We start from the raw sequence: 26,101 nt of genomic DNA, 5'->3' as shown, positions 1-26,101 counted from the left end.
GATGGAAACTTCAGGTATGAATCATGCCTGATCGAGAGCCTTTTTTCAATACAAAACGGAAAGATACATCAGCTTCCCAGAAAAAATCTGGCAAATCGGCTTGCTCGCATCATCGCTTCGGCAGGAAATTCAGGGGATTTTCCGGCTGACCGTTGCGCCGCACTTCAAAATGCAGCAGTTCCTGGTTGCGGTCGCTGATGCCCATCTCGGCAATCGGCTGGCCGGCCCGAACCCGGATGCCCTCGTCGACCAGGCGGACCCGGTTGTGGGCGTAGGCCGAAAGCAGGGTATCGGAGTGCTTGATGATGATCAGCTCGCCGTAGCCGATCAGGGCGGTGCCGCTGTAGACCACCCGACCATCGGCCGCCGCCACGACCGGCTGACCGCTCTGCCCGGCAATGCCGATCCCGCGCCGGGTGGCGGCCGGGTCGAAGGGGCGCGCCACCGGGCCGGCCGTGGGCCAGCGCCAGTCAATACCGGCCACCCGCCGGGTACCGTCGGCCGGCAGCGTCGCAGCCGGCGCACTGGCCGGCCGGTCTTCCGGTTCGGGTTGCGGCTCCGGGGCCGGCTCCGGGACCGGCTCCGGGACCGGCTCCGGGGCCGGGGCCGGCTCGGGCCGTGGCGCCGGCAACGGATCGGGTGCCGGCGCCTGGACAGGCTCGGAGGCCGGCTCGGTTGAACCCTGAACCGACGGCGTTTCACTGCTGGCCAGCGCCTGCGGTGGCGCAACCAGACGCAGCTCCTGCCCGGGTCGAATCAGGAAAGGCGCCTCGATCCGGTTCCAGCGCGCGACTTCGCGCCAGTCCAGGCGGTAGCGAAACGCGATCGAATACAGCGTATCGCCCTGTCTGACCGGGTAAACCGTCGGTACAGCCACGGGCTCGGCGCTCGGCCCGGGGTCGCGTTGCTCAACCGGTGCCGGCGTCATGGGGGCGCACGCCGTCAATGCCAGCAGGACGACCGCCACGCCAGAAAGCAGCACCCGAGCGCTCACCGCATCACCCCGGAAAAGCGGCGGCGTTCATTCCAACCCCTGCCGCAGCGGCACGAAAGTCACTGCGCCCAGCTGTTCGCGCTCGAAGTCGTCGCCGGACCGGGTCACGCGGATCAGTTCCTGATGGGCGCCGTGCTGTTCCGGACCGACCAGCACTCCGCCATCGGCCAGCTGAGCAAACAAAGCAGACGGTATTTCGCCCCCGGCGGTGACCACGATGGCGTCGAACGGCGCCTGCCCCGGCCAGCCGGCAAGGCCGTCAACATGACGGGTCAGGATATTGTGCAGGCCCAGTTCGTGGAACCGCTGGCGCGCGGTTCGGAGCAGCTCACCGATGCGCTCGGTGGTAAAGACCCGGTCTGCCACCTGCGCCAGCACGGCCGCCTGATAGCCCGAACCGGTGCCGATCTCCAGCACCCGCGACGGACGGACCGCGCTGAGGACGGCCTCGGTCATCAGGGCCACCACAAAGGGCTGGGAAATGGTCTGCCCCCTGCCGATCGGCAGCGCAGAGTCTTCGTAGGCCCGCGATGACAAGGCCTCGTCGACGAAACGGTGGCGCGGCACTTCGCCAATGGCGGCCAGGACGCGCGGGTCGCGGATGCCCTCGTCGGCCAGGCGCCGGACCAGACGCTGGCGGGTGGCGGCCGACGTCATCCCGATCCCCATGTGCGCGCCCGCCGCCAAGGGTCAGGTTCCCGTCCGATCCGGCTCGGCCAGATTGCTGCGATTAAGGCTCTCGATCCAGTTGCTGACCTGCTCCAGCGCCTGGTAGCGGGTCAAATCGACGTGGATCGGGGTCACCGACACGTAGCCGTTGCGCACGGCGTGGAAGTCGGTACCGGGGCCATTGTCCTCCTCGCTGCCCGGCGGGCCGACCCAGAAGAACGGGCGCCCCCTGGGATCCTCGATCGGGATGACATCGCCGGAACAATGCCGATGCCCCAGCCGCGTGGTCTCGAAGCCGCGGATTTCCTCCCAGGGCAGGTCCGGGACGTTGACGTTGAGGATGGTGTCGGCCGGGAGGGGCTCGGACAGCAGGCGCTGCATCAGGATGGCAGCCGCCTCCGCCGCGGTCTTGTAGTGATGCGGACCGTCGGGCACGTAGACCAGGGAGACGGCCATGGCCGGCAGCCCCAAAAAACGCCCTTCCATCGCGGCGGCCACCGTTCCCGAGTACAGCACGTCATCGCCCAGGTTGGCGCCGGCGTTGATGCCGGACACGACCATGTCGGGCTCGGTTTCCAGCAGGCCGGTAATGGCCAGGTGGACGCAGTCGGTGGGCGTGCCGTAGATCTTGTAGCGTCCGTCGTCCTGGTGCTCGACCCGGATCGGCTGATCCAGGGTCAGCGAATTGCTCGCGCCGGAGCGGTCGCGATCGGGCGCGACCACGGTCACCCGGTCGCACAGTTCGCCGAGACGCCCCGACAACAGGCGAATGCCGGGCGCATACAGCCCGTCGTCATTGGAGATGAGAATATGCATGCTTGAATCAGCTGTCCCAAACCGACAACTATAATGGAATCGGGCTTGATCGACAGCATCGCAGGAGCCGCTTTGATGACCATTGCCGACGACGAACGCGAGCTGTTCCGGGCCGAGATCGGCAGCGTCCGAAGAGTTCGCAGCGAGCGCGACCGGAGCCGACCGGACGCGCCCCGGCCCGTGCCCGCCCAGCGCCGGCGCGATGAACTCGCCGTGATCGATGAACTGGCCACCGCGCCGGTGGACTTCAGCCAGGTCGAGACCGGCGAGGAGATCAGCTACCTGCGTCCCGGGCTCCAGCGGCGCCTGCTGACCCGCCTGCGGCGCGGTCACTGGCGGGTCCAGGACGAGCTCGACCTGCACCAGATGAACGTCGCGGCCGCCTCGCAGTCGATGCGCCTTTTCCTGGATCACGCCCGGCGTTCAGGCCTGAGCTGCGTCAAGATCATCCACGGCAAGGGGCTGCGCTCTGGCCCCGACGGACCGCAGCTTAAGCGCCTTGCCGCCGGCCTGCTGGCCCGCCACTCGGCCGTTTGCGCGTTCGCATCCGCGCCGCCCAAAGACGGCGGCACCGGCGCGGTCTACATTCTTCTGGATCACTGAAAAGCCCACCGGTGCACCCATAGTGGGCAACAGCGGCCTGGAGACACCCTTCGCCGCCATTTTGACGCTGGCGGCTTTATGCCTGTGGTGGATGACGGCGGTGCGCGCCCGCGACCTTGCCCGCGACGCCGCCGGCCGCTTCTGCCAACGTCAGCAATGGCAGTTGCTGGACCAGACGGTCGCCTTATCGGCAATGTGGCCGGCGCGCCGCAATGACCGGCTGTGCTGGCGACGGCGCTATCGGTTCGATTTCAGCCCCGACGGCGGTCAGCGCCAGTCCGGCGAAGTGATTCTCGAAGGGGGTAAAGCAGTCCGGATTTCGGCCGAACTGGCCGACGGCAGCCGCCTGATCGAGTAGCGCTGCTTCGGCTTACTTGACCACGCGCAGGTTCGGCCCGGGGCGGCGTTTGCGCGCTTCTTCCTCGTCGATCGGGGCCTCTTCCTGGTCGGCTTCGGAGGCCTCGCCTTCCTCCTCGTCAGGAAACATCATGCCGCGGCCGTTTTCGCGGGCATAAATTGCCTGCACGGCGGCCATGGGCACGGTCACGGCCCGCGAAACGCCGCCGAAACGGGCAACAAAAGTGACCAATTCACCGTCGATAAGCAGATCGCGCACGGCGCTGGGGCTGACGTTGAGCACCACGCGGCCGTCCTGGCGGGCGGAGTTCGGCACGTCGAGTTCCGGGTGCTCGGCGTCGGCGATCAGGTGGGGGGTCAGGCCGGAATCGACGATCCATTCGTGGACCGCGCGCAGCAGGTAGGGACGGCTGGAGAGCATGGCCTCAGTCGCCCTCGCGCAGGGCACGCTCGACTTCGGTCAGGCTGCGCTGAAAGGAATCGCGCCCGAACATCCGGTCCATGTACTTCGTCAGGTTGGGAATCTGCTTTGGCGTCAGGTCGATGTCATAAGCCGGCAAGCGCCACAGGAGCGGAACCAGCGCACAGTCGGCCAGGGAAAGCTCGTCGTGGAGCAGGAAGGGGGTCAGGCCGAACAACTGGTCGGAGGCGATCAGGTCGTCGCGCAAGGCCTTGCGAGTGGCGGCGATCTTCTTCTCGCCGCTCGATTTTTCCAGGGTCTCGCCGGCCTGGACCCAGTCCCGATGGACCCGGTACATGGCCAGGCGCAGCCGCGACCGCGACACCGGGTCAATGGGCATTAGCGGCGGGTGCGGATAGCGCTCGTCAAGGTATTCGGCGACCACCCAGGTACCGTAGAGCACCATGTCGCGATCGACCAGCGTTGGCGTTTCGCTGTAGGGATTGAGCTCGGCGAGATCCGCCGTGGCGGCTCGATCCTGCTCGACGTGGATGATTTCTACGTTGATGCCCTTCTCCGCCAGGATAAAGCGCACCCGGTGGCAGTCGAGGCAATTCTCGGACGAGTACAGGGCCATCATGGGCAGCGTTCTCCTGTCGGCTGATTCCGAACCCGGGCAGGCCGCGCCGGGTTCACTTCTTCACATCCTTCCAGTACTCAACGTACAACAGGTAGGCCAGGAAGGTAAACACCGCAAGAAACAGCAGCACCCAAACGCCGATACGCTCGCGCTTGAGAATGGCCGGCTCGGCCACGTACTCCATGAAGGCGGTTATGTCGCGCACGGTACGATCATACTCGGCCGGCGACAGCCTGCCGCCGGAATCCAGCTCCAGCGAGGTAATGCGCGTGCGGCTGTTGCCGTCCTCGTCGGTCACCGTCTCGGTCAGGGCGCGCTGGGTACCCTGCAGGTCCCACAGCACGTGCGGCATGGCGGGGTTTTCCAGCACGGTGTTGTTCCAGCCGGTATCGGTCAGGTAATAGCTGCGCAGGAAGGTATAGATCCAGTCGGGTCCGCGCGACCGCGCCGTGAGGCTCAGGTCGGGCGGCGCCTTGCCGAACCAGTCGGCCGACTCCTCGTAAGGCATCGACGACTTCATGTAGTCGGTCAGTTCGCTGTTGCCCTTGACGAGAAACTCGTCGACCATTGCCTCGCTCAGATCCAGGTCCTCGGCCAGGCGCTGGTAGCGCTGGTACTGGAGCGAGTGACAGCCCATGCAATAGTTGACGAAAAGGGCCGCGCCCCGCTGCAGCGAGGCGCGGTCGAACACGTTGGTCCCGGCGCTGTCCAGGTCGCCGCCACCGGCGGCCAGCGAGGGCCCGGTGGCCACCAGCAGGGCAGCAGCGGCGAGGGTGCGGATCAATCCACTCATGAGGTCACGCGCTCCGGTACGGGTTTGGTTTTCTCGAAGCTCGTCCATACCGGCATCAGGATGAAAAAGGCGAAGTAGACAAAGGTCCACAGTCGCAGTTCGAACGTGCTCGAGTCCTGCGAAAGTCCGAGCATGCCGAGTCGCACGAAGGCCACGACAAAGATCCCCAGCGCGACTCTGGAAACCCAGCTGCGGTAGCGCAGGGAGCGCACCGGACTGCGATCCAGCCACGGCACGAAGAACAGGATCAGCACCGCAACCCCCATCGTGATCACGCCCAGCAGCTTGTCCGGTATCGCCTGCAAAATGGCGTAGAACGGCGTGAAATACCACACCGGCGGTATGTGATCCGGGGTCACCAGCGGGTTGGCCATGACGAAGTTGTCGGGCTTGAGGAACTTGCCGCCCCCTTCCGGCCAGAAAAACACGATGAACGCGGCGATCATCAGAAATACGCCGGCGCCAAAGATGTCCTTGACGGTGTAGTAGGGATGGAACGGAACCGCGTCCAGCGGACGACCCTTGGCGTCTTTTTTCGCCTTGATGTCCACCCCGTCAGGGTTGTTCGAGCCGACCTCGTGCAGGGCCGCCAGATGCAGCACGACCAGCAGCACCAGCACCATCGGCAAGGCCACCACGTGCAGGGCGAAAAAGCGGTTCAGGGTCGCGTCAGCGACAAAATAGTCGCCCCGAATCCACTCCACCAGCCCCTCGCCCACGTAAGGCACGGCGCCGAACAGCGAGATGATGACCTGCGCGCCCCAGTACGACATCTGGCCCCAGGGCAGCACGTAACCCATGAAGGATTCCGCCATCAGGATCAGAAAGATCGCCACGCCAAGAATCCAGACCAGTTCGCGCGGCTTTTTATAAGAGCCGTACATCAGCGCCCGGAACATGTGCAGGTAGACCACGGCAAAAAACAGCGACGCCCCGGTCGAGTGCATGTAGCGGATCAGCCAGCCCCACTCCACGTCGCGCATGATGTATTCGACCGACGCGAAGGCGTGCTCGGCGTCGGGCTTGTAGTGCATGGTCAGGAAAATCCCGGTCAGTAGCTGATTGACCAGCACCAGCAGCGACAGCGAACCGAAGAAGTACCACAGGTTGAAGTTCTTCGGCGCCCAGTATTCGCTCAGGTGCTGGCGGTAGAACGACTTGACCGAGGCGCGCTGGTTGACCCAGTCGTCAACGGCGTCCACTCCGCGGGAAATCGGGCCTGCTGCTTTCGACATGATTACGCTGCTCCTTCCGGATCCACGCCAATAATGACGTTTTCATCGTCAATGAAACTGTAAGGCGGCACCAGCAGGTTGCTGGACGCCGGCACACCGGCATAAACGCGTCCGGCCAGATCGAAGGTCGAACGGTGGCACGGGCAGAAGAACCCGCCCAGCCAGTTGGCGTCGAACGGCTGCGCGCCGACTTCGGGAATGGCCTGGGGTATGCAGCCCAGGTGAGTGCAGTGAACGTTGAGCACCAGGATTTCCGGCCGGATCGAGCGATGCTGGTTGCGCGCGTACTCGGGCTGCTGATCGAGATTGCTCGACTCCGGATCACGCAGACGATCATCGAGCTTGTCCAGATCAGCCAGCATGCGCTCGGTGCGGCGCATGATGCCGATCGTCGAGCCGCGCCACTGCACGCGCGCCAGCTGTCCGGGTTCGAGGTTGCCGATAAACACCTCGACCGGTGCGCCGATGACCTTCGCCTTTTCGCTGGGGCGAAGCGAGGCCAGGAACGGCCAGGCCGCCGCCCCGACACCGACCGCACCGACCACGCCGGTAGAGGCCAGCAGCAGGCGCCGGCGGGAAGGGTCATCCGCCGACGGCTGGACGGAGGCAAGTGGTTCGGTTTCCGACATGAATCACTCCCGGTCTGGAAAGGTTGGGGCCCGCCACAAATGCCGATCCAGAGTGACGCGACGGCGCTGCGGGCAATCCGCTATTTTAGCGAAAAATTAAGACAGACAGCAATTATACTGGCCGCCCGACAACAGGGGCTCTCACGCGTCGGAGCTTTCGCCGATCCGGCAGCGCCCGAAACCCGCGAATCCGCCTTGCCGAAACTCATCCTCTTTACCCTGCAGTTCGTTGTCCTCGGTCTGGCCGTGGCCTTTGTGGCGGTGTGGCTCCGGCCGGAATGGCTGCCGGCGCTGCACAACAGCCCGCCCAGCGGCACGAGTTCGTACGCCGAGGCGGTCAATCGCACCGCGCCCAGCGTGGTCAGCGTCTACACCCGCACGCTGGTCACCGAGCCGCTCGGGCTGGCCTCCAGCGACCCGCTGCTGCGCAGCCTGTACCGCGACCGCATGGTCACGCGGCCCCGGCGCGGACTGGGATCCGGGGTGATCCTGAGCGAAGACGGCCTGATCCTGACCACCCTGCACGTGATCTCCGGCGTTGACGACGTGGTCGTGGCGCTGTGGGACGGGCGCACTGCCGAGGCGCGGCTGATCGGGGCCGACCCGGCCACCGACCTGGCCGTGCTGAAGATCGACCTGGAAGATCTGCCGGCCGCAGACCTGGCCACCGCAACGGGACTGCGCGCCGGAGACGTGGTGCTGGCCATCGGCAACGCCTTCGGTCTGAGCCATACCGTCACCATGGGCATCGTCAGCGCCACCGGCCGCGACCAGCTCAATCTGACCACGCTGGAAGACTTTATCCAGACCGACGCCGCCATCAATGCCGGCAACAGCGGCGGCGCGCTGGTCAATCCGGCCGGCGAGGTGGTCGGCATCAACTCGGCCTCGCTGAGCCAGAACCTGGGCGCCCAGGGCATCGGATTCGCCATTCCCGCCGCCCTGGCCCATCAAATCGCCGATCAGATCATCGAGTACGGCCAGGTCCGTCGCGCCTGGCTGGGCGCTGACCTGACCGATGTCAGCATCGCTTTCGACCCGGCCCAACGCAACCGCCCGGGGGCGCGCATCACCCGCATCCACCGCGGCGGGCCGGCCTGGCAGTCCGGGTTGCGCAGCGGCGATATCCTGCTCAGCGCGGACGGCAGCGCGGTGGCCACGGCGCGCGAGTTGATGCTGCGCATCGCCCGCCTCGCGCCCGGGCATGAACTGGAAGTCGAAGTCGCTCGCGGCAACCAGCGCTTCACGACCAGCGTCATCCTGATCCAGCAGCCGCCGTTGCCGGGCTGAGCGCCTAGAATGAACCCTGAGCCCCCTGGACCATCGGAGTCAGATCGTGAGCATCAAGTCCGACCGCTGGATTCGCACCATGGCCGAGCAGCACGGCATGATCGAACCGTTCGAGCCTGGCCAGATTCGCACCAGCGAAGGACGCAGGCTGGTGTCCTACGGCACCTCGAGCTACGGCTACGACGGCCGCTGCGCCGACGAATTCAAGATCTTTACCAATATCAACTCGGCCGTGGTCGATCCCAAGCACTTTGACGAGAACAGCTTCGTCGACTTCAAGGGCGGGACCTGCATCATCCCGCCCAACTCTTTCGCGCTGGCGCGCACGGTCGAGTACTTCCGGATTCCGCGCAACGTGCTGACCATCTGCCTGGGCAAATCCACCTACGCGCGCTGCGGCATCATCGTCAACGTCACCCCGCTGGAGCCGGAGTGGGAGGGCCACGTCACCCTGGAATTTTCCAACACCACGCCGCTGCCGGCGCGCATTTACGCCAACGAGGGCGTGGCCCAGTTCCTGTTCCTGGAATCCGACGAGCCGTGCGAAACCTCATACGCCGATCGCGCCGGCAAGTACATGGGTCAGCGCGGCGTCACCCTGCCGCGGGCTTAGAAACCCTACTCGACGATCTTGATGCTGGGCATGCGAACCGCGGTGTTGCGCGCCTGCACCGACAAAAGTGCGGCCGTCCGGCGCGCGATCTCGCGAAAGCGCTGGCTGGTCGGGTGGTCAGGCTCCGAAACAACAATCGGCGCGCCCTGGTCGGTCGAACGCCCGAGCCCGGCATTGAGCGGCACCTGACCAAGCATCGGCAGCCCGAGCTCGGCGGCGATCCGCTCGCCACCGCCGCTGCCGAACACCGCCTCCTCGAATCCGCAGTTGGAGCAGATATGCGTGCTCATGTTTTCCAGCACGCCCAGCACCGGAATCCTGACCTTGGAGAACATCAGCGCCGCGCGGCGCACGTCGTCCACGGCGACTTCCTGCGGCGTGGTCACGGCGATGGCGCCGGCCACGGGGATCTTCTGCGACAGACTCAGCTGGATATCGCCGGTGCCCGGCGGCAGGTCGACGATCAGGTAGTCGAGATCCTCCCACAGGCTGTGCTCAAACATCTGCTGCAGGGCCTGGATGGCCATGGGGCCACGCCAGATCATGGCCTGGTCCTGCTTGACCAGCACGCCGATCGACATCGCCTGCAGCCCGTGCGCCGCCATGGGGATGATCTTCTGCCCGTCGGTGGTGCGTGGTCCGCCCTCGAGACCGAGCATGCGCGGCTGGCTGGGACCGTAGATATCGGCATCGAGGATACCCACCCGCGCGCCCTCGGCCTGCAGCGCCAAAGCAAGATTGGCGGCGACGGTGGACTTGCCCACCCCGCCTTTGCCCGAAGATACGGCCAGGACGTTGCGCACGCCCTGCACCGGGGTCAAGCCCTCCTGGACGGCGTGTTCCATGACCTGAAAACCGACGTCGACCTTGACCGCCTCGACGTCCTCGTCGGCCTCCAGGGTATCGTGCACAACCCGCGCCAAACGGTCCGCCCAGCCGGCGGCCGGGTAACTCAGCACGATGTCGGCGGCGACCTTGCCGTCGACCACGGCCAGCGCGCGAACGGCATCGCCCAGCGGCTGTCCCGTGTGGGGGTCGTGAATGGCCGACACCAAGTGCTTGAGGCGAGACTGCAGATCTTCGGACATGGACGCTAAATTCCTATCAAATGGGCTGTTGGAACCGATGCCGGCCTAACCGGACGAATCTGGTCCGGTATGGTACCAAGCGCCAACGCCTGCCGGCGGGGCCGTGCGATAATTTTGCCTCGAACCGCCGCATCCACCTCAACCGAAGACCCCATGACCGCGAAGCGCCGCATCCTTGTCACCGCCGCCCTGCCCTACGCCAACGGCTCGATCCACCTCGGGCACATGCTCGAATATATCCAGACCGACATCTGGGCCCGGTTCCAGCGCGCGCGCGGCCACGAGGTCTGGTTTGCCTGGGCCGATGACGCCCACGGCACGCCGATCATGCTGCACGCGGACAAACAGGGTCTGGCGCCGCAAGACCTGGTCGAGGCGATGCGCGCCGAGCACGAGCGCGACTTTCTCGATTTCGGCCTGTCGCACGACAACTTCTCGTCCACCCACAGCGAGCCCAACCGGGTCATGGTCGAGCGCGTCTGGCAGGGACTGGTCAACAGCGGTGCGGTGACCACGCGCACCATCGAGCAGTTCTTCGACCCCGAGCGGGCGATGTTTCTGCCCGACCGCTTCATCCGCGGCCACTGCCCGAAGTGCGGCGCCGCCGACCAGTACGGCGACTCCTGCGAGTCCTGCGGGGCGACCTACGAGCCGACCGAACTGGTCGAGCCGCGCTCGATGGTCTCCGGCGCAACCCCGGTGATGAAAAAGACCGACCACTATTTCGTCACCCTGGATCAGTTCCGCGACAGCCTCAAGGACTGGGTGCGCTCCGGCACGCTGCAGGACGAGGTCGCCAACAAGCTCCAGGAGTGGTTCGGCGATCGCCTGCGCGACTGGGATGTAACCCGGGACGCGCCCTACTTCGGCTTTCTTATCCCCGGCGAGACCGACAAGTACTTCTACGTCTGGCTGGACGCGCCGGTCGGCTACCTGGGCAGTTTTTCCGAGATCTGCGAACGCGAAGGCCTGGATCTAGAGGACTGGCTCAAGCCCGACACCGATACCGAGATGCACCACTTCATCGGCAAGGACATCATCTACTTCCACTGCCTGTTCTGGCCGGCCATGCTCGAAGCCGCCGGCATCCGTCGCCCGACCGGTGTTTACGCCCACGGTTTTCTCACCGTCAACGGCGCCAAGATGTCGAAATCCAGGGGCACTTTCATCAAGGCCCGCACCTGGCTCGACGAGCTGCACCCGGACTACCTGCGCTATTACTTTGCCGCCAAGCTCGGCACCGGCCTGGCCGATATCGACCTGAACTTCGAAGACTTCCGCGCCCGGGTCAACGCCGACCTGGTCGGCAAGCTGGTCAACATCGCCAGTCGTTCGGCCGGCTTTATCCACAAGTTCGGCCAGGGCCGGCTGGCGGCTGAACTGCCGGATCCCGCGCTGTATCAGCGCTTCGTCGACGAACACGAGGCCATCGCGGCCGACTTCGAGCAGCGCAATTTCCAGATGGCGGTGCGCCGGATCATGCGCCTGGCCGACGACGCCAACCGCTACATCGATGAACACAAGCCCTGGGTCATGGCCAAAGAGGGCGGGCGCGAGAAAGAGGTGCTGGCGGTCTGCACCCAGGGCATCAACCTGTTCAAGGTGATGATGACCTGGCTGGCACCGGTTATTCCGGCCACGGCGGCAGCCGCCGAGACCTTTCTTGCGACCTCGCTCAAGGACTTCGACAGCATCGGGCAGCCGCTGCTCGACCATCGCATCGAACCCTTCAAGCCGTTGCTCAAGCGGGTCGAGGATGAACAGGTCGAGCGGGTCATCGCGGCCAGCCGGGAAAATCTTGAAGCCGCCGAATCGTCAGCCGCTTCGCCACCGCGCGAGCTTAAGCTGGCCGAGGAAATCGCCTTCCCCGCTTTCGCCGCCGTCGATTTGCGCGTCGCCCGCATCGTCAACGCCGAACTCGTCGAGGGCGCCGACAAACTGCTGCGCCTGGAGCTGGACCTGGGCGGGCCGAAGCGCCAGGTCTTCGCCGGCATCCGCGGCCACTACGACCCGGCCGACCTGGTCGGGCGACTGACCGTGATGGTCGCCAACCTGGCCCCGCGCAAGATGCGCTTCGGGATCTCGGAGGGCATGGTGCTGGCCGCCAGCCACGACGGCGGCAGGCCCTGGCTGCTGTCGCCCGACAGCGGTGCCGAGCCCGGCATGAAGATCAGCTAGGCGAACGCGTGCATGGACCTGCTGCTGATCGTCTTCTCGGCCGCGCTGGTCAACAATTTCGTGCTGGTCAAATTCCTCGGGCTTTGTCCGTTTCTGGGCGTGTCGTCGTCGATCGAGTCGGCCGTCGGCATGGCGCTGGCCACGGCCTTCGTGCTGACCCTCGCGGCGGTGGCCAGCTACCTGCTCACCCGCTGGGTGCTCGAGCCGCTGGAGCTGATGTATCTGTCCACGGTCAGCTTCATCGTCGTCATCGCCGCGCTGGTGCAGCTGACCGAGTTGTTCATGCGCCACGCCGCCCCGCTGCTGCACCGGGTGCTGGGCATTTACCTGCCGCTGATCACCAGCAACTGCGCGGTGCTCGGGGTGGCCCTGCTCAATCTTCGCGAGCAGCACAGCCTGGTGGAGTCAGCCCTGTACGGCTTCGGCGCGGCACTCGGCTTTGGCGGCGTGCTGATCGCGCTGGCCGCGGCCCGCGAGCGCATCGAGCTGGCCGATGTCCCGGCCAGTTTCCGCGGCGCGCCAATCGGCCTGATCACCGCCGGACTGATGGCGCTGGCGTTCATGGGCTTTACCGGCTTTGCCCGGCTGTAGAATCTTCGTTAACAAAACCGCATAACTCGACCCGGAGATCGATGATGTTTTTCCGCAGCAAGCGCTCACCTGAAGACAGACCCGATCCCGCCGAACTTGAAAAGCGCCTGGCCGCCCTCGGCGATCGCGAAACCGCCTGCCAGTCGGCCATCCAGACACTGCTGGTGCTGCTGAAGAACTTCGCGCTGGAACTCGACGAACTCAAAAGCGCGGATTTTCGCAGCCAGGTGACCGAGTTCAGCGAGCAGTTGCCGGGGCTGGAAACCGGTGACCAGATGCGGCGGGCGATGAACAAACGGTCCCAGCGCTTCGAGGCCTTCATCGAGCGCCAGAACACCTACCTGCTCGAGCGCGAAGCCGAGCTGCGCAAGGTCATCACCCTGCTGTCGAACGCCATGGCTTTGCTGAACCGGGAGAACGCCGCTTATCACCAGCAGATTCTCGACCAGGGCACCAACTTCGAGCGCATCATCGCCCTCGACGACCTGCGCAAGATCAAGACCTCGCTGGCCGAGGAAGTGCGCCAGCTCAAGAGCATGGTCGAGCAGAAAAAGCAGGCCGAATCACAGCAGCTCAACAGCCTCAGCGGCCAGGTCGAGGTGCTGCGCGACGAACTCGAAAAGACCCGCGACGAAAATCGCCGCGATCCGCTGACCGGCATCTTCAATCGGCGCGCGATGGATGAATACCTGACTTCGCTGATCGACGGTAACCGCATCCGGCGAAAGTCATTTTCGGTACTGATGCTCGATATCGACAACTTCAAGGTCGTCAACGATCAGCACGGTCACCTGGTTGGTGACCAGGTCATTTCGGCCATGGCCGGGGCATGCGTGGACATCCTGCGCGAAGACGATTTCGTCGCCCGCTTCGGCGGCGAGGAGTTCGTCGCCGTGATGCCGGGCGCCTCCCTGCGCGCAGCGGGCAAACGCGCCGGTAACCTGCGGCAGGCGGTGGCGGGTACCCGCTTCTCGCTGCCGGTCGACGATCGGGAGGACTATCTTCACCTGACCGTCAGCATCGGCGTGACCGATTTTCGCGCGGGCGACACCCGCCAGAGCCTGCTCGAACGCGCCGACCAGGCCTTGTACCAGGCCAAGGCGGCGGGCAAGAACCAGGTCGTGACCCTGTGACACCCCGCGCCTGATTTCTCGATCAGCCATCTGGCAAAACAGCCGCAGCCCGGTGTATGCTTCGTGACGGCGTTCACAAGCAAGGGTTCAGGGAGCCATGAAAGCGGCATCACTCAAGTTCAAGATCATTCTCGCGGTCACCGTCGGTATCGTCGTCCTCGCCGCCACCAACAGCTTTTTTCAGATCCGCGAGGCGAACCGGCTGCTCGCGCTCGAGGTCGAAGCGCTGGCCGATACCGCCAACCAGGAATTCAGCAACCTGCTTTCCGGCGAACTGTCGCGGCTGTCGCTGGCGATCGAGTCCCTGCTCACTGACGATCAGGCCGTTGCCGCCTTTGCCGAACGCGATCGGGCGACGCTGGCCGAGCGCCATGCCGACCTCTATCAGCGCATGCGCAACGAGTACGGCATCGCCCAGTACCAGTGGCACGTCCCACCGGCCACCAGCTTCTATCGCTTCCATTCCCCGGACAATTTCGACGATGACCTGTCGGCGTTTCGGGCCACCGTGATCGCGGCCAACCGCGATCAGCGCCCGATCCGCGGCCTGGAGGTCGGTCGCGGCGGCCCCGGCGTTCGCATCGTCTATCCGGTAACCCACCGGGGTCAGCACGTCGGCTCGGTTGAACTGGGCGGTTCGGTCAACGGCCTCCTCCAGCAACTGGAGGAAAACCTGGGTATTTTCTACGCGGTCGGCATCGACCCGGCGATCTTCCGCAACGCCGGCCGTTTTGCCGACGGCACCGAAGACCTGATGCGCGATGGCCTGCAGTACTACCGCTTTTCCTCCGATCAGGCCCGCACGCTGCTCGAGCAAAGCGAAGACCTCAGCGGCGTCAGTGAATTCGAGGATGCCCGGATCGCGCTGAGCACCATCGAGCTGCGTGACTACCAGGATCAGGTCATCGGTCAGATCGTGGTGGGCTCGGACGTCAGCGCCCTGGTCAGCGCCCAGCGCGGCCAGATGATCGCGTCGGTGCTGACCTCGCTTTTGATCATGGCGATCGTGCTGACGGTGATTGTCTGGATCACGGTGCGCGCCCTGCGGCCTTTGGATGAGGTCATCGACATCACCGGCCGGATCGCCCGGGGCGATTGTTCCATGACGGTCCAGTCCGACCGCCACGACGAGGCCGGCCGGGTCCTGCAGTCGGTCGGCGTGATGACCGAGCAGCTGCGCACGACCATCGGCGAGATTCGCACCGTCAGCGCCAGCGTCAGCGACGGCAGCGGCGAGCTGTCGCAGGGCGCAGCCACCCTGGCCCAGGGCTCGACCGAGCAGGCTTCTTCGGTCGAGGAAGTGTCTGCATCCATCGAGCAGATGAGTGCCAGCATTCACCAGACCTCGGACAACGCGGCCGAGACCGAACGCATTTCCCTGCAGACCGCAACCAGCGCCGAGAAAGGCGGCGAAGCGGTGTCGCGCACGGTCGTGGCCATGCGCGAAATCTCTGAAAAAATCCACATCATCGACGATATCGCCTACCAGACCAACCTGCTGGCGCTGAATGCCGCGATCGAGGCCGCGCGCGCCGGCGAGCAGGGCAAGGGATTTGCCGTGGTTGCCGGAGAAGTCCGCAAGCTGGCCGAGCGCAGCCAGGTCGCGGCCCGCGAAATCGGCGAAGTCGCCAGCGGGTCGGTGGAGTTGGCCGAAGAGGCCGGCAAGATGATCAACAGCATCCTGCCCGAAATCCGGCGCACCGCCGAACTGGTCCAGCAGATCAGCGCGGCCAGCAACGAGCAGGACTCGGGCGCGCGCCAGATCACCGACGGCCTGTCGCAGCTCAACGAGGTGGTCCAGCAAAACGCCTCGTCCTCGGAGCAGATGGCGGCGATGGCCGAGGCGCTCAGCGCTCACGCCGAACAGCTCAAGCGCGCGATCAGCTTTTTCTCCATCGACCGAAAATGAAGCCGCCTCGGTTACGATAGCGGCCAGCATGATCGCCGCTATTGTCACCCTGTCCGTCATCGTTGCCGCCATTGGCCTCGGCCTGCTGTGGGCCGGCCAGCGCCTGCGCCCGGATGAAGACTCGCTGACCGAACGCATCAACGAGATCCTGCCGCAAACCCAATGCGCCCAGTGCGGCTATCCAGGCTGCCGGCCGTACGCCGAAGCCATCGCGGCCCACGAGGCCGACATCAATCAGTGTCCGCCCGGCGGCGAGGAAGGCGTGCAGGCCCTCGCCGAACTGCTGGGCGTCGAGGCCAGGCCGCTGGACGCCAGTCGCGGCGAAACCAAACCGCCGCTGAGCGCGCTGATCGACGAAGACCGCTGCATCGGCTGCACCCTGTGCATCCAGGCCTGCCCGGTCGACGCCATCGTCGGCGCATCGCGCCAGATGCACACCGTGATCGAGGCCGAATGCACCGGCTGCGAACTTTGCCTGGCGCCCTGCCCGGTCGACTGCATCGACCTGGTCGAGCGGCCGCAGCCGCAAGTCGCACCGCGCCCGATTCCGATTCGCGTGCGCGCCGCCTGAGTGGCCATGGGTGCACGGCCGCATGCCTTTCCCGGTGGCCTCGCGCTGCCGCACCACAAGCAAGTTTCGCTCGACGCCCCCCTGCGCCGCTGCCCGCTGCCGGATCGCGTCTTCGTGCCCGTCGGCCAGCACCAGGGCGAAAGCGGCCAGGTGCTGGTCGAAACCGGCCAGCCGGTGATCGCGGGCCAGGCGCTGACGGCCAGCGAAGGCGATTTCGAGGTCCCGGCGCATGCGCCCTGTGCCGGCACCGTCGTCGGGCTGACCCGCCGACCGGCCAGTCATCCGCCCGGCAGCCTGCGCCGCTGCGTCGAGATCCGCACCGGCGCTGAGCCGGGCGCCGCTGCGCCTCGTCGACTCAAGAACTGGCACCAGGCCCCACCGTCCATGATCGTCGATCACCTGCGCCAAATGGGGCTGGCCGGCATGGGCGGCGCCGTTTTCCCCACCGCCGCCAAGCTGCGCGGTCCCTGGCCGGAAATCCATACCCTCATCCTCAATGGCGCCGAGTGCGAGCCCTGGATCGCCTGCGACGAGAGCCTGATGCGCGCCCGGCCGTCCGACGTCGTCGCCGGTGGCCTCATCCTGGCCGCGGCAGCCGGTGCCGGACGGATCATCCTGGCCGTGGAAGACCCCATGGATGAAACCGCCGAGGCGCTGCGCCAGGCCGCGCGCGAGCTCGGTGCGGCCGGCTCGATCGAAGTCGTCACCGTCCCTGCCGTCTATCCGGAAGGCGGCGAGCGCCAGCTGATCCAGACCCTGACCGGTCTGGAGGTACCCCACGACGGTCTACCGCAGGATCTGGGCCTGGTTTGCCACAACGTTGCCACAGCGGCGGCCGCCTTCGATGCAGCCGAACGCGGCCGGCCGCTGACCGAGCGCATCGTCACCGTGACCGGCCCGGGCGTCGCCCAGCCCTGCAATCTTGTTGCCCCGGTGGGCGCGCCCGCGGCCTGGCTGATCGAACAGGCCGGCGGATACACCGAGCAGGCCTGCCGCCTGATTCTGGGCGGGCCGATGTCGGGCACGGCGCTGGAAACCGACGAGGTGATCATGACCAAGGGCAGCAACTGCCTGCTGGTGCTCGACACCCCGCCACCCGATCCGAACTCGGTCCTGCCCTGCATCAACTGCGGGGCCTGCGTCGAAGCCTGCCCGGCCAGCCTGATGCCGCAGCTGCTGTTGCGCGCGATCGACGGCGCGCGCTACCAGCAGGCGCGCGACCTGGCGCTGTTTGACTGCATCGAGTGCGGCTGCTGCGCCCAGGTCTGCCCCAGCCATATTCCGCTGGTCGACTACTACCGCCACGCCAAGGGCGAGCTGCGCCTGCGCGATCTCGACCAGCGCCGTGCCGCGCTCGCCCGCCGCCGCCACGAAGCCCGCCAGGAGCGACTGGCGCGCGAACAGGCCGAGCGCGAGGCGCGCCGACGCGCGCGGGCCGAGCGCCTGCGCCAAAAGGGCGGGGCCGAGAACGAAATCCAGGCCGCCATCGCCCGGGCGCGAAACAAGAAAAAGCCCGCGGAGTAGCAACCGGCCATGCGTTTTCCCGTCAACGGCGCGCCCCACCTGCCACCGAAGCCGCGCGTCAACCGGCTCATGGGCCAGGTGGTGCTGGCATTGCTGCCGGCGATCGCCGCGCACTGGTGGTTTTTCGGCTGGGGCATCGCCATCCAGATCGCTCTGGCCTGTCTTTTTGCGCTCGGGTTCGAGTGGGGCATGCTGCGGCTGCGCCAGCGCCGGCCGAGGCTGTTTCTGACCGACGGCAGCGCGCTCGTCACCGCCGTGCTGTTTGCGCTGTGCCTGCCGCCGCTCAGCCCCTGGTGGGTCAGCGCAACCGGCATGCTGTTTGCGATCGTCGTTGCCAAGCATCTCTACGGCGGTCTCGGCTACAACCTGTTCAACCCGGCCATGGTGGGACTGGCCGCCGTGATCATCGCCTTCCCGACCGAACTGAGCCAGTGGCTGACACCGCGCGGACCGGCGAGCGCGCCACCGGGTCTGACTGAATCGCTGCTCACGGTGTTCAGCGGGGTGCCGCCGGAACGGCTTGCCTGGGAGGCGCTGACCTCCGCGACACCGCTGGAGCTCGTGCGCACCGGTCTGCAGGATCAGCTGCTGATGTCCGAAATCCGCACCCATCCGGTCTTTGGAACACTGGGCGGACGCGGCTGGGACTGGATCGGGCTGGCAACACTGCTGGGCGGCCTGTGGCTGGTCTGGCAGCGGGTCATCGGCTGGCACGTGCCCGCGGCGGTGATCCTGACCACCTTGCTGGTCACCCTGCCGCTTTGGCTGATTGCACCGGATCTCCATGCCAGCCCGCTGAGCCAATTGTTCTCCGGTGGCTTGCTGCTGTGCGCGTTTTTTATCGCCACGGATCCCGTCTCGGGTAGCGCCACCCCGCGCGGAAAGCTGTTGTTTGGCGCCGGCGTCGCCATCCTGACCCTGGCCATCCGGCGCTGGGGCGGGTTTCCCGACGGCGTCGCCTTCGCCGTGCTGTTGATGAACATGCTGGTGCCGCTGATCGACCGCTACACCCGCCCGCGCGTCTACGGTTACGCGCGATGATCAACCCGGACCGACGTCGCGCCGCGCTCGCGCTGACCGCCATTGGCCTGGGCGCCGCCTTGCTGCTGGCCGGCGTCGACCGGCTCACGCGCGATCGGATCGAGGCCGCCGAGCAGCGAAGGGCGCTGGCGACGCTGAGCGCGCTGCTTCCGGCGGGGACTTTCGACAACGAACTGCTCGACGACGCCATCGTTCTTGCGCTGCCGGGACTGGAGCAGCCGGCCCGGGTCTACCGGGCCCGGCGCAACGGCCAGCCCGTGGCCAGCCTGGTTGATCTGGTCACCTCGCGTGGCTACAGCGGCGATATCCGCCTGCTGGTCGCCGTCGACCCGGAAGGCACCGTGCTGGGCGTGCGCGTGCTCGCCCATCGCGAAACGCCCGGCCTGGGCGACAAGATCGAACGGCAGCGCAGCGACTGGATCACCCAGTTCAGAGGCCGCAGCCTCGGCCAGCCACCGGCCGAGGCCTGGGCGCCGGATCAGCGCGGCGGCGATTTCGACACCCTGACCAGCGCCACGATCACCACCGATGCCGTCATCCATGCGGTCCGCTCGGCGCTGTCGGCGCTGGAGCAGACCGATCCGGAACGGCTGTGGGCCAGGTCGACGGCCAATCGCGAGGCGCACTGAACACGCTCAGCCGATCGCGGTTGGGGCCTCGGCATGGTAGGCCACCGCGCGCTCGACGTCGTTGCGCGAGCCCAGGATGACCGGCACGCGCTGGTGCAGATCCTGCGGTTCGACCTCGAGGATTCGCTGATGCCCGGTCGAGGCGGCACCGCCGGCCTGCTCGACGATCATCGCCATCGGGTTGGCTTCGTACATCAGGCGCAGCTTGCCGTTCTTGCCGGCGGCGGCCAGGCGCCGATCCGAGGGATACAGAAACACCCCGCCACGGATGAGAATGCGGTGCACTTCGGCAACCATGGAGGCCACCCAGCGCATGTTGAAATCCCGGCCCAGCGGACCGTCGCGACCCTGCGCGCATTCGCCGATGAAACGCTGCACCGGCGCGTCCCAGAACCGCTGGTTGGAGGCGTTGATCGCAAATTCCCGGCAGTCGGGCGGAATGCGAACGCCCTCGCGCGTGAGCAGAAACTCGCCCACCGCGCGGTCGAGGTTGAACATGCTCACACCCTGTCCGGTGGTCAGAACCAGCAGCGTGGACGGCCCGTACAGGCAGTAGCCGGCTGCCACCTGCTCGGTGCCGGGCCGCAGAAAGTCGGCCACTTCCGGCTCACCTCCGCCCTCAGCGGCGCGCAGGATGGAAAAAATGGTGCCGACCGAGACGTTGACGTCGATATTCGACGACCCGTCCAGCGGGTCCGACAGCACCAGGTAGCTGCCGCGCAGCTTGCCCGGCGGCAGGTGGTAGATCCCGGCCATTTCTTCGGAAGCCAATCCGGCGATATGACCGTTGTGCCGGAGCGCGTCGATCATCAAATCGTTGGCGATCACGTCGAGCTTCTTCTGGGTCTCGCCCTGCACGTTTTCTGACTCGGTGCTGCCGAGCACGTTGATCAGATCGCCCTTGTTGACCAGGTCGGCAATTTTCTTGCAGGCCACCGTGATGTCGTTCAGAAGGCCGGTGAACTCGCCGCTGGCGCGCACGTGGCGCTGGTTTTCGATGATGTAGTTGGTCAGCGTGGTGCCGATTTGCATGAACATCCCCTGTCTGCGACGCCCTCGCGCGTCGCCGTCATTTTAGCCCGCCGCCCGGCCCGACGCGATAAAATCCGCTGCGTGAAAGCCCACCGCCAGCCTGTCCGAAGCCCATGACCTCCGATCCCCGACCGATCTGGCGCCAGGGCCTGTGGGACAACAACCCGGGTCTGGTCCAGCTGCTCGGCCTGTGCCCGCTGCTGGCGGTCACCAATACGACGATCAACGGGCTGGGGCTGGGATTGGCCACGCTGATCGTGCTGGTCTGCTCCAACCTGGCCGTGTCCGCGCTGCGCGGGGCGCTGATGCCCGAAATCCGCATCCCGGCCTTTGTCCTGATCATCGCCACGCTGGTGACCGTGGTGGATCTGACCCTGCAGGCCTGGCTGCACGAATTGAGCCGCACGCTGGGCATTTTCGTGCCGCTGATCGTGACCAACTGCACCATTCTCGCCCGGGCCGAAGCCTTCGCCTCGCGCCAGCCGCCGCTGGCCGCCGTCCACGACGGGCTGGCCCAGGGCGCTGGTTTCGGACTGGTCCTGATCGCGCTGGGCGCGGGCCGGGAGCTGATCGGACAGGGCACGCTGTTTGCCGACGCCAACCTGCTGCTGGGTGAGTGGGCCGGCGGGATGACCTTGCAGCTCATGCCGGAAGGCGTCGGCCTGCTGCTGGCGCTGCTGCCACCAGGCGCATTCATCGGTCTCGGACTGCTGGTCGCCCTGCGTCAGCGCCTGATCCGGCAGCCGCAGACCGCGCCTGCGCCCGAAACCTCGCCGTCAGCCGCCTGAGAGCAGCCGCGCGATCCAGGCCCGGGCCCGCGCTTCGCCGCCGGCGGCGGCGGTGTCGATCACCATCAGCTCGTCGTCTTCGGCCGGCGGATCAAACGAAGCCAGCTGCCGATCCAGCACTTCGAGATCGGCCTCTGAAGCATCGCTGCCGTCGTCCGCGCGCTGACCCACACGCTCGCGCAGCACGCGCTCATCGGCCGTGCAGACCAGCACGCCGAAAGGAATCTGGCGCCGCCCGGCCAGATCCGCAAACGCCTGCCGGTGTTCGGGTTCCAGGAAGGTGGCGTCGACCAGCACCGGCAGCGCCGCATCGGTGACCGCGCCGGCCAGCTGCCGCAGCCGCTGGTAGGTCCGGGCCGTGGCTTCGGGGCCATACAGGCCGCCGCCGGTCGGCGACTGCGTGCGCGCCAGCTCGTCGAGCCCGAACAAGCGCTTGCGCTCGACGTCCGAACGCAGCCGGATCAGGCCGCAGTCGGCCAACAGCGATCGGGCGAGATGGCTCTTGCCGCTGCCGGAGACCCCGCAGGTCAGGATCAGCGCCGGGCGACGTTCCCCGGCAACCTTCAGTGCAAGCGCCAGGTGGCTGTCGATGGTGGCCAGGATACGGTCGGCGTCCGCGGTCTCGGTCTGGTTGTCCAGGCCCAGCGCGGCCACCTTGGCCCGGACCAGGGCGCGGTAGACCACGTAGAAATCCAGCAGGGCCAGCCCGGCGTAATCCCCGGTGCGGGCCAGATAGCGATCGAGAAGGCGCCAGGCGTGGCTGGCCGCACCGCGCTCGCGCAGATCCATGACCACGAACGCCAGGTCGGCCATGACGTCGGTCCAGCGCAGATCGGGGCTGAACTCGATGCAGTCGAACAGCGTGGTGCGGCACTCGAACAGGGTGACGTTGCCCAGGTGGACATCACCGTGGCATTCGCGCACGAAACCCTGCGTGCGGCGCTCCTGGATCCGATCGCGCAAGGCCGCGAAACGATCTTCGGTCCACGCCGCCAGCCGCGCAAGCCGGGCTCGGCGCCCGGCATCCGACAGGCGCTCGCGCAAAGTGGTGAAGTTGTCGCGCATGGGCCCGATCACCTCGGCCGGACTGCCCCACTTCGAGTCACCCGGGGCGGGCTCGGCGACCTCGTGCAGATCGGCCAGCGCCTCGCCCAGCGACTCGACGTGGGACGCTTCGAGCCGCCCGGCCTCCATCAGCCGATCGAAACCGTCTGCGGGATCGAAACGCTGCATCCTTACGGCGTATTCGATCGGCTCGCCCGCACCGCCGATTTCAGGCTCCTCGGCAACGCCGCTGATCGCCGTAACGTCAATATACAAATCAAGCGCGGTGCGCCGGTTCAGCCGGATTTCTTCCTGGCAGAAATACTGTCGACGCTGCAGCGTCGAAAAATCCAGAAAACCGAAATCCACCGGCTTTTTGATCTTGTAGGCATAGTCTCCGGCCAGCAGCACCCAGGAGATATGGGTTTCTGTCAGCGCCACCTCGCTGACCGGATGGGGGTAGCACGCCGGGTCGCGGAGCGCGTCGATCAGCGGACTGTGCATGGTCGGATTCTGCTGCCGGATCGGAAAGTGCACGGCCAGTATATCGCCGTCGCCGGTGCTATTCTGCCGTCAACCCGAGTCTCGAGAAATCCGCAGCCTTCGCCCATGCCCGCCATGAACGCCGCCGACCGCGCGACCTTTTTCCAGCGCCTGGCCGAGATCGATCCCGACCCGAAAACCGAGCTGGCCTACGCCTCGCCCTTCGAACTGCTGGTCGCCGTCACCCTGTCGGCCCAGGCCACCGATGTGGGCGTCAACAAGGCCACGAAAAGACTGTTTCCGGTGGCCAACACGCCCGAGCAGATCCTGGCGTTGGGCGAAGAGGGCTTGAAGCGCTACATCAAGACCATCGGCCTGTTCAACAGCAAGGCCAAAAACGTGATCGCGGCCTGTCGCATCCTGGTCGAAGAGCACAATGGTGAGGTCCCGCAGAACCGGGAGGCCCTGGAGGCCCTGCCCGGGGTGGGCCGCAAGACCGCCAACGTGATCCTCAATACGGCCTTCGGCCAGCCGACCATGGCCGTCGATACCCACATCTTCCGGGTCGCCAACCGCACCGGCCTGGCGCCCGGAAAGACCGTGCTGGCGGTCGAAAAGGCCCTGCTCAAACGCGTGCCGGAACCCTACCTGCTCAACGCCCACCACTGGCTCATCCTGCACGGTCGCTATACCTGCAAGGCGCGCAAGCCGCTGTGCGGGCAGTGTCCGGTGGTCGATCTTTGTCGCTGGCCCGGGCGCAGGAAAGTCCTTCAGGAAGGGTCCTCGTAGGGGCCGAGGGCCGGTTCCACGGTCATCCCGCGCGCGCGCAGCAACTCGATCAGACCCTCCTCGCCCGGCAGGTGCAGGGCGCCGACAGCGATCATCAGGCCACCCGCTTCCAGCCACGGCAGCGCCCGCTTAACCATGGTGTGGTTGCGCTCGATCATGCCGACCTGCTCGAAATGTGCCCGCAGGGCCGGATCGAGCCCCGCCATCTGCTCGCGGGCGACCGCCTCCAGGCGCGCCAGGTCCCCGGCCAGGTAGCTGCGCACCAGGGTCTCGAACATTTCATCCTGGCGGGCGAAATCCTCGATCGCCTGCTCCAGCAGGTTCAACTGCATCGACTCGGGCATGTCGGCCAGGAACGCCAGCTGCTCCTCGATCCGCTCCAGCGAGACCACCTCCAGGGACAGGCCGCCGGCGCGGATGGACAGGGCCAGGTCCATGAACAGACCCGTCTGCGGCGGCGGCACCGAGAGGGTCATGGCAGCCGCCCAGGGGCGCAGGCGGCGCACCACCGGCTCGCCCATGCCGTAGCTGTCCCCGAGAATCTCGACCAGTTTTTCGTACGGGCCGGCAGCCAGCACCTGGTCCAGCCGCGGCTCCGGGTAGTGCATGGCCTGGTTGAGGATTTCCAGCAGGCTTGCGTCCGGCACCAGCTCCAGCGCCAGACGGTCCGAGTCCGCCAGCGCCTCGAGCACCGCCTCGGGAAATTCCAGCAGACGCGGATCCTCGCTGTGAACGGTGCCAAGCAACCAGTTCTGCTGTCCCTCCGGGCCCTTTACGGACCACAGCACCTGGGCCTGGGCGGCCCCGGCGAACATCCAGACCAGCAGCGCGGACACCCAAAGCCGGGATAAAAACCTCATTCTGTCACCTTGTCGAGCGCGTGAACCGATACCATGGTCCATGATTCTACCCTGACGGCTACGCAATCCCAGATGATGCCCATCGCGCACCGATTCCGCGGCTTTTTGCCGGTGGTTGTGGACGTCGAGACCGGCGGCTTCAACCCCGCAACGGACGCCCTGCTGGAGCTGGCGCTGTGCATCATCGCGATGGACGAGGATGGCTGGCTGCATCCACAACCGGTCCAGGTGCGGCATATCGAACCTTTCCCCGGCGCCAACATCGAGCAGGCCGCGCTGGAGTTCAACGGAATTCGGCCCGACCATCCGCTGCGCCCGGCCGTCGACGAAGAGACCGGCCTGCGGTCGCTGCTCAACCCGGTCCGGCAGGCGTTGCGCGATACCGGCTGCAAGCGCGCAGTGCTGGTCGGCCACAATGCCCACTTCGATCTGTCGTTTCTCAACGCGGTCATTGCCCGGGTCGGCTACAAGCGCAATCCTTTTCATCCGTTCAGCTGCTTCGATACCGCCACCCTGGGCGGCCTGGCCTACGGGCAGACGGTGCTCGCCCGCGCCGTCACCGCCGCGGGTCTTGAATGGAACAGCGACCGGGCGCACTCGGCCGCCTACGACACCGAACGCACCGCCACCCTGTTCTGCACCATCGTCAACCGCTGGCGGCACCTGCAGGAACTGGAATGATGATCCGGCGTCGTTGACGTCGGGCTGCTACCTTGAAAGTCGCTGGTTCGTGACCCAACGTTTGTTCAGATAAGGTCGGTTCCCTGATTCAAAACATCACCACTTTAGGAGTTTGCAATGGCTTTTTCCCTTCCCGAACTGCCCTACGCCAAGAATGCGCTCGAGCCGCACATCTCGGCCGAAACGCTGGAGTACCACTATGGCAAGCACCATCAGACCTACGTCGACAAGCTCAACGGCCTGGTCGAAGGCACCGACATGGCCAACCAGTCGCTCGAAGAAATCATCCGCTCGTCCAGCGGCGGGCTGTTCAACAACGCCGCCCAGGTCTGGAACCACACCTTCTACTGGCACTGCCTGAGTCCCAATGGCGGCGGTGCGCCGACCGGCAAGCTGGCCGAATTGATCAACCGCGACTTCGGCTCGTTCGATCAGTTCGTCGAAAAGTTCAACGCCAGCGCCGTGGGCAACTTCGGCTCCGGCTGGACCTGGCTGGTACAGAATCCCGACGGCAGCCTGGAAATCGACAACACCGACGATGCCGAAACGCCGCTGACCGGGGCGGCCACGCCGTTGCTGACCTGCGACGTCTGGGAGCACGCCTACTACGTCGACTACCGCAACGCCCGTCCCAAGTATCTGGAGGCGTTCTGGAAACTGGTCAACTGGGACTTCGTCGCCTCGAATCTGAAGTAAGGCCGGGTCTTTCGTAAACACCAGC

The 26,101-nt window shown here is 66.1% G+C and carries 28 protein-coding genes; 16 read left to right on the top strand and 12 right to left on the bottom strand.

Annotation, left to right across the window (positions count from 1 at the left end; translation table 11 throughout):
• Positions 1 to 109: 109 nt before the first annotated feature.
• The 3 genes from G3I74_RS06590 to surE are packed head-to-tail and all read right to left on the bottom strand — an operon-like array spanning position 110 to position 2,479.
• Positions 110 to 982: a peptidoglycan DD-metalloendopeptidase family protein gene (locus G3I74_RS06590; RefSeq protein WP_203594592.1), complete on the bottom strand. Its 873-nt coding sequence runs from the start codon at positions 980 to 982 to the stop codon at positions 110 to 112.
• Positions 983 to 1,021: 39 nt separating this feature from the next.
• On the bottom strand, positions 1,022 to 1,651 hold the full coding sequence (locus G3I74_RS06585; protein ID WP_203594591.1) for a protein-L-isoaspartate(D-aspartate) O-methyltransferase: 630 nt from the start codon (positions 1,649 to 1,651) through the stop codon (positions 1,022 to 1,024).
• Between the two features lie 33 nt (positions 1,652 to 1,684).
• Complete coding sequence (surE, locus tag G3I74_RS06580) at positions 1,685 to 2,479, bottom strand: 5'/3'-nucleotidase SurE (RefSeq protein ID WP_164210776.1); 795 nt, start codon at positions 2,477 to 2,479, stop codon at positions 1,685 to 1,687.
• Between the two features lie 75 nt (positions 2,480 to 2,554).
• On the opposite strand from surE, the gene G3I74_RS06575 reads away from it, so the two are divergent.
• Positions 2,555 to 3,082 (top strand): Smr/MutS family protein, encoded by a 528-nt coding sequence (locus G3I74_RS06575; RefSeq protein WP_203594590.1) that lies wholly within the window; start codon positions 2,555 to 2,557, stop codon positions 3,080 to 3,082.
• Positions 3,083 to 3,104: 22 nt separating this feature from the next.
• Complete coding sequence (locus G3I74_RS06570; protein ID WP_164210774.1) at positions 3,105 to 3,440, top strand: DUF3301 domain-containing protein; 336 nt, start codon at positions 3,105 to 3,107, stop codon at positions 3,438 to 3,440.
• 12 nt (positions 3,441 to 3,452) lie between these two features.
• Here G3I74_RS06570 and G3I74_RS06565 read toward each other — a convergent pair whose 3' ends face one another.
• From G3I74_RS06565 to petA, 5 genes are read right to left on the bottom strand one after another with little or no spacing between them, the layout of a single operon-like run.
• A complete protein-coding gene (locus tag G3I74_RS06565; protein ID WP_164210773.1) occupies positions 3,453 to 3,860 on the bottom strand; it encodes a ClpXP protease specificity-enhancing factor in 408 nt (135 codons plus the stop codon).
• A 4-nt stretch (positions 3,861 to 3,864) separates the two neighbouring features.
• A complete protein-coding gene (locus G3I74_RS06560; RefSeq protein ID WP_164210892.1) occupies positions 3,865 to 4,476 on the bottom strand; it encodes a glutathione S-transferase N-terminal domain-containing protein in 612 nt (203 codons plus the stop codon).
• A 55-nt stretch (positions 4,477 to 4,531) separates the two neighbouring features.
• Positions 4,532 to 5,272, bottom strand: coding sequence for a cytochrome c1 (locus G3I74_RS06555; protein ID WP_164210772.1), 741 nt, complete (start codon positions 5,270 to 5,272; stop codon positions 4,532 to 4,534).
• A complete protein-coding gene (locus G3I74_RS06550) occupies positions 5,269 to 6,507 on the bottom strand; it encodes a cytochrome b N-terminal domain-containing protein (RefSeq protein ID WP_164210771.1) in 1,239 nt (412 codons plus the stop codon). Before G3I74_RS06550 ends, G3I74_RS06555 begins: the two co-directional genes overlap by 4 nt.
• A 2-nt stretch (positions 6,508 to 6,509) precedes the next feature.
• Positions 6,510 to 7,136: a ubiquinol-cytochrome c reductase iron-sulfur subunit gene (petA, locus tag G3I74_RS06545; protein WP_164210770.1), complete on the bottom strand. Its 627-nt coding sequence runs from the start codon at positions 7,134 to 7,136 to the stop codon at positions 6,510 to 6,512.
• 195 nt (positions 7,137 to 7,331) lie between these two features.
• On the opposite strand from petA, the gene G3I74_RS06540 reads away from it, so the two are divergent.
• Together G3I74_RS06540 and dcd are read left to right on the top strand one after the other, a co-directional pair.
• A complete protein-coding gene (locus tag G3I74_RS06540; RefSeq protein WP_164210769.1) occupies positions 7,332 to 8,426 on the top strand; it encodes a S1C family serine protease in 1,095 nt (364 codons plus the stop codon).
• A gap of 46 nt (positions 8,427 to 8,472) precedes the next feature.
• On the top strand, positions 8,473 to 9,039 hold the full coding sequence (dcd, locus tag G3I74_RS06535) for a dCTP deaminase (protein ID WP_164210768.1): 567 nt from the start codon (positions 8,473 to 8,475) through the stop codon (positions 9,037 to 9,039).
• A 5-nt stretch (positions 9,040 to 9,044) separates the two neighbouring features.
• On the opposite strand, the gene apbC is transcribed toward dcd, so the two are convergent.
• Positions 9,045 to 10,127: an iron-sulfur cluster carrier protein ApbC gene (gene apbC / locus G3I74_RS06530; protein WP_164210767.1), complete on the bottom strand. Its 1,083-nt coding sequence runs from the start codon at positions 10,125 to 10,127 to the stop codon at positions 9,045 to 9,047.
• Positions 10,128 to 10,280: 153 nt separating this feature from the next.
• Between apbC and metG the strand changes: the two genes are divergently transcribed.
• From metG to rsxG, 8 genes are all read left to right on the top strand, one after another.
• Positions 10,281 to 12,305, top strand: a complete 2,025-nt coding sequence (metG, locus tag G3I74_RS06525) for a methionine--tRNA ligase (protein ID WP_164210766.1) — start codon at positions 10,281 to 10,283, stop codon at positions 12,303 to 12,305.
• Positions 12,306 to 12,317: 12 nt separating this feature from the next.
• Positions 12,318 to 12,896 (top strand): electron transport complex subunit RsxA, encoded by a 579-nt coding sequence (gene rsxA, locus G3I74_RS06520; RefSeq protein ID WP_164210765.1) that lies wholly within the window; start codon positions 12,318 to 12,320, stop codon positions 12,894 to 12,896.
• 44 nt (positions 12,897 to 12,940) lie between these two features.
• A complete protein-coding gene (locus tag G3I74_RS06515) occupies positions 12,941 to 14,029 on the top strand; it encodes a GGDEF domain-containing protein (protein ID WP_164210764.1) in 1,089 nt (362 codons plus the stop codon).
• Between the two features lie 97 nt (positions 14,030 to 14,126).
• On the top strand, positions 14,127 to 15,938 hold the full coding sequence (locus G3I74_RS06510) for a methyl-accepting chemotaxis protein (RefSeq protein ID WP_164210763.1): 1,812 nt from the start codon (positions 14,127 to 14,129) through the stop codon (positions 15,936 to 15,938).
• A gap of 28 nt (positions 15,939 to 15,966) precedes the next feature.
• Positions 15,967 to 16,509: an electron transport complex subunit RsxB gene (rsxB, locus tag G3I74_RS06505; RefSeq protein WP_164210762.1), complete on the top strand. Its 543-nt coding sequence runs from the start codon at positions 15,967 to 15,969 to the stop codon at positions 16,507 to 16,509.
• A gap of 6 nt (positions 16,510 to 16,515) precedes the next feature.
• The gene (rsxC, locus tag G3I74_RS06500) at positions 16,516 to 18,033 is read left to right on the top strand and encodes an electron transport complex subunit RsxC (RefSeq protein ID WP_164210761.1); all 1,518 of its coding nucleotides are present in this window, start codon (positions 16,516 to 16,518) and stop codon (positions 18,031 to 18,033) included.
• A gap of 9 nt (positions 18,034 to 18,042) precedes the next feature.
• Positions 18,043 to 19,074: an RnfABCDGE type electron transport complex subunit D gene (locus G3I74_RS06495; RefSeq protein ID WP_164210760.1), complete on the top strand. Its 1,032-nt coding sequence runs from the start codon at positions 18,043 to 18,045 to the stop codon at positions 19,072 to 19,074.
• On the top strand, positions 19,071 to 19,703 hold the full coding sequence (rsxG, locus tag G3I74_RS06490) for an electron transport complex subunit RsxG (protein WP_164210759.1): 633 nt from the start codon (positions 19,071 to 19,073) through the stop codon (positions 19,701 to 19,703). Before G3I74_RS06495 ends, rsxG begins: the two co-directional genes overlap by 4 nt.
• A 6-nt stretch (positions 19,704 to 19,709) precedes the next feature.
• On the opposite strand, the gene G3I74_RS06485 is transcribed toward rsxG, so the two are convergent.
• Positions 19,710 to 20,735 (bottom strand): class 1 fructose-bisphosphatase, encoded by a 1,026-nt coding sequence (locus tag G3I74_RS06485; protein ID WP_164210891.1) that lies wholly within the window; start codon positions 20,733 to 20,735, stop codon positions 19,710 to 19,712.
• A 113-nt stretch (positions 20,736 to 20,848) separates the two neighbouring features.
• On the opposite strand from G3I74_RS06485, the gene G3I74_RS06480 reads away from it, so the two are divergent.
• Positions 20,849 to 21,523 carry an electron transport complex subunit E gene (locus G3I74_RS06480; RefSeq protein ID WP_164210758.1) on the top strand — a complete coding sequence of 225 codons (675 nt, stop codon included), beginning with the start codon at positions 20,849 to 20,851 and terminating at the stop codon, positions 21,521 to 21,523.
• Here G3I74_RS06480 and G3I74_RS06475 read toward each other — a convergent pair.
• Positions 21,512 to 23,071 (bottom strand): bifunctional aminoglycoside phosphotransferase/ATP-binding protein, encoded by a 1,560-nt coding sequence (locus G3I74_RS06475; protein ID WP_164210757.1) that lies wholly within the window; start codon positions 23,069 to 23,071, stop codon positions 21,512 to 21,514. The genes G3I74_RS06480 and G3I74_RS06475 overlap by 12 nt on opposite strands.
• Positions 23,072 to 23,185: 114 nt before the next feature.
• On the opposite strand from G3I74_RS06475, the gene nth reads away from it, so the two are divergent.
• Positions 23,186 to 23,839 carry an endonuclease III gene (nth, locus tag G3I74_RS06470; protein WP_164210890.1) on the top strand — a complete coding sequence of 218 codons (654 nt, stop codon included), beginning with the start codon at positions 23,186 to 23,188 and terminating at the stop codon, positions 23,837 to 23,839.
• On the opposite strand, the gene G3I74_RS06465 is transcribed toward nth, so the two are convergent.
• Positions 23,821 to 24,699 carry a TraB/GumN family protein gene (locus G3I74_RS06465; RefSeq protein WP_164210756.1) on the bottom strand — a complete coding sequence of 293 codons (879 nt, stop codon included), beginning with the start codon at positions 24,697 to 24,699 and terminating at the stop codon, positions 23,821 to 23,823. The genes nth and G3I74_RS06465 overlap by 19 nt on opposite strands.
• 75 nt (positions 24,700 to 24,774) lie before the next feature.
• On the opposite strand from G3I74_RS06465, the gene rnt reads away from it, so the two are divergent.
• Both rnt and G3I74_RS06455 read left to right on the top strand, forming a co-directional pair.
• Positions 24,775 to 25,380, top strand: coding sequence for a ribonuclease T (gene rnt, locus G3I74_RS06460; protein WP_420823069.1), 606 nt, complete (start codon positions 24,775 to 24,777; stop codon positions 25,378 to 25,380).
• A 117-nt stretch (positions 25,381 to 25,497) separates the two neighbouring features.
• A complete protein-coding gene (locus tag G3I74_RS06455) occupies positions 25,498 to 26,076 on the top strand; it encodes a superoxide dismutase (RefSeq protein ID WP_164210754.1) in 579 nt (192 codons plus the stop codon).
• Positions 26,077 to 26,101 lie beyond the last annotated feature (25 nt).

The organism is Wenzhouxiangella limi (genome assembly GCF_010499265.1).
In the GTDB taxonomy this organism is placed as follows: Bacteria; Pseudomonadota; Gammaproteobacteria; order Xanthomonadales; family Wenzhouxiangellaceae; genus Wenzhouxiangella; species Wenzhouxiangella limi.
The sequence above is the reverse complement of the archived record's forward strand: the minus strand, read 5'-3'. Positions and strand labels throughout refer to the sequence as shown.

What these genes read in the sequence shown, in the direction of transcription:
- G3I74_RS06585 (WP_203594591.1), bottom strand. Translation starts at nt 1,651, where the DNA reads ATGACGTCGGCCGCCACCCGCCAGCGTCTGGTCCGGCGCCTGGCCGAC.
- surE (WP_164210776.1), bottom strand. Translation starts at nt 2,479, where the DNA reads ATGCATATTCTCATCTCCAATGACGACGGGCTGTATGCGCCCGGCATT.
- G3I74_RS06575 (WP_203594590.1), top strand. Translation starts at nt 2,555, where the DNA reads ATGACCATTGCCGACGACGAACGCGAGCTGTTCCGGGCCGAGATCGGC.
- G3I74_RS06565 (WP_164210773.1), bottom strand. Translation starts at nt 3,860, where the DNA reads ATGCTCTCCAGCCGTCCCTACCTGCTGCGCGCGGTCCACGAATGGATC.
- G3I74_RS06560 (WP_164210892.1), bottom strand. Translation starts at nt 4,476, where the DNA reads ATGGCCCTGTACTCGTCCGAGAATTGCCTCGACTGCCACCGGGTGCGC.
- G3I74_RS06555 (WP_164210772.1), bottom strand. Translation starts at nt 5,272, where the DNA reads ATGAGTGGATTGATCCGCACCCTCGCCGCTGCTGCCCTGCTGGTGGCC.
- G3I74_RS06550 (WP_164210771.1), bottom strand. Translation starts at nt 6,507, where the DNA reads ATGTCGAAAGCAGCAGGCCCGATTTCCCGCGGAGTGGACGCCGTTGAC.
- petA (WP_164210770.1), bottom strand. Translation starts at nt 7,136, where the DNA reads ATGTCGGAAACCGAACCACTTGCCTCCGTCCAGCCGTCGGCGGATGAC.
- apbC (WP_164210767.1), bottom strand. Translation starts at nt 10,127, where the DNA reads ATGTCCGAAGATCTGCAGTCTCGCCTCAAGCACTTGGTGTCGGCCATT.
- metG (WP_164210766.1), top strand. Translation starts at nt 10,281, where the DNA reads ATGACCGCGAAGCGCCGCATCCTTGTCACCGCCGCCCTGCCCTACGCC.
- rsxA (WP_164210765.1), top strand. Translation starts at nt 12,318, where the DNA reads ATGGACCTGCTGCTGATCGTCTTCTCGGCCGCGCTGGTCAACAATTTC.
- G3I74_RS06515 (WP_164210764.1), top strand. Translation starts at nt 12,941, where the DNA reads ATGTTTTTCCGCAGCAAGCGCTCACCTGAAGACAGACCCGATCCCGCC.
- G3I74_RS06510 (WP_164210763.1), top strand. Translation starts at nt 14,127, where the DNA reads ATGAAAGCGGCATCACTCAAGTTCAAGATCATTCTCGCGGTCACCGTC.
- rsxB (WP_164210762.1), top strand. Translation starts at nt 15,967, where the DNA reads ATGATCGCCGCTATTGTCACCCTGTCCGTCATCGTTGCCGCCATTGGC.
- rsxC (WP_164210761.1), top strand. Translation starts at nt 16,516, where the DNA reads ATGGGTGCACGGCCGCATGCCTTTCCCGGTGGCCTCGCGCTGCCGCAC.
- G3I74_RS06495 (WP_164210760.1), top strand. Translation starts at nt 18,043, where the DNA reads ATGCGTTTTCCCGTCAACGGCGCGCCCCACCTGCCACCGAAGCCGCGC.
- rsxG (WP_164210759.1), top strand. Translation starts at nt 19,071, where the DNA reads ATGATCAACCCGGACCGACGTCGCGCCGCGCTCGCGCTGACCGCCATT.
- G3I74_RS06485 (WP_164210891.1), bottom strand. Translation starts at nt 20,735, where the DNA reads ATGCAAATCGGCACCACGCTGACCAACTACATCATCGAAAACCAGCGC.
- G3I74_RS06480 (WP_164210758.1), top strand. Translation starts at nt 20,849, where the DNA reads ATGACCTCCGATCCCCGACCGATCTGGCGCCAGGGCCTGTGGGACAAC.
- G3I74_RS06475 (WP_164210757.1), bottom strand. Translation starts at nt 23,071, where the DNA reads ATGCACAGTCCGCTGATCGACGCGCTCCGCGACCCGGCGTGCTACCCC.
- nth (WP_164210890.1), top strand. Translation starts at nt 23,186, where the DNA reads ATGAACGCCGCCGACCGCGCGACCTTTTTCCAGCGCCTGGCCGAGATC.
- G3I74_RS06465 (WP_164210756.1), bottom strand. Translation starts at nt 24,699, where the DNA reads ATGAGGTTTTTATCCCGGCTTTGGGTGTCCGCGCTGCTGGTCTGGATG.
- rnt (WP_420823069.1), top strand. Translation starts at nt 24,775, where the DNA reads ATGCCCATCGCGCACCGATTCCGCGGCTTTTTGCCGGTGGTTGTGGAC.
- G3I74_RS06455 (WP_164210754.1), top strand. Translation starts at nt 25,498, where the DNA reads ATGGCTTTTTCCCTTCCCGAACTGCCCTACGCCAAGAATGCGCTCGAG.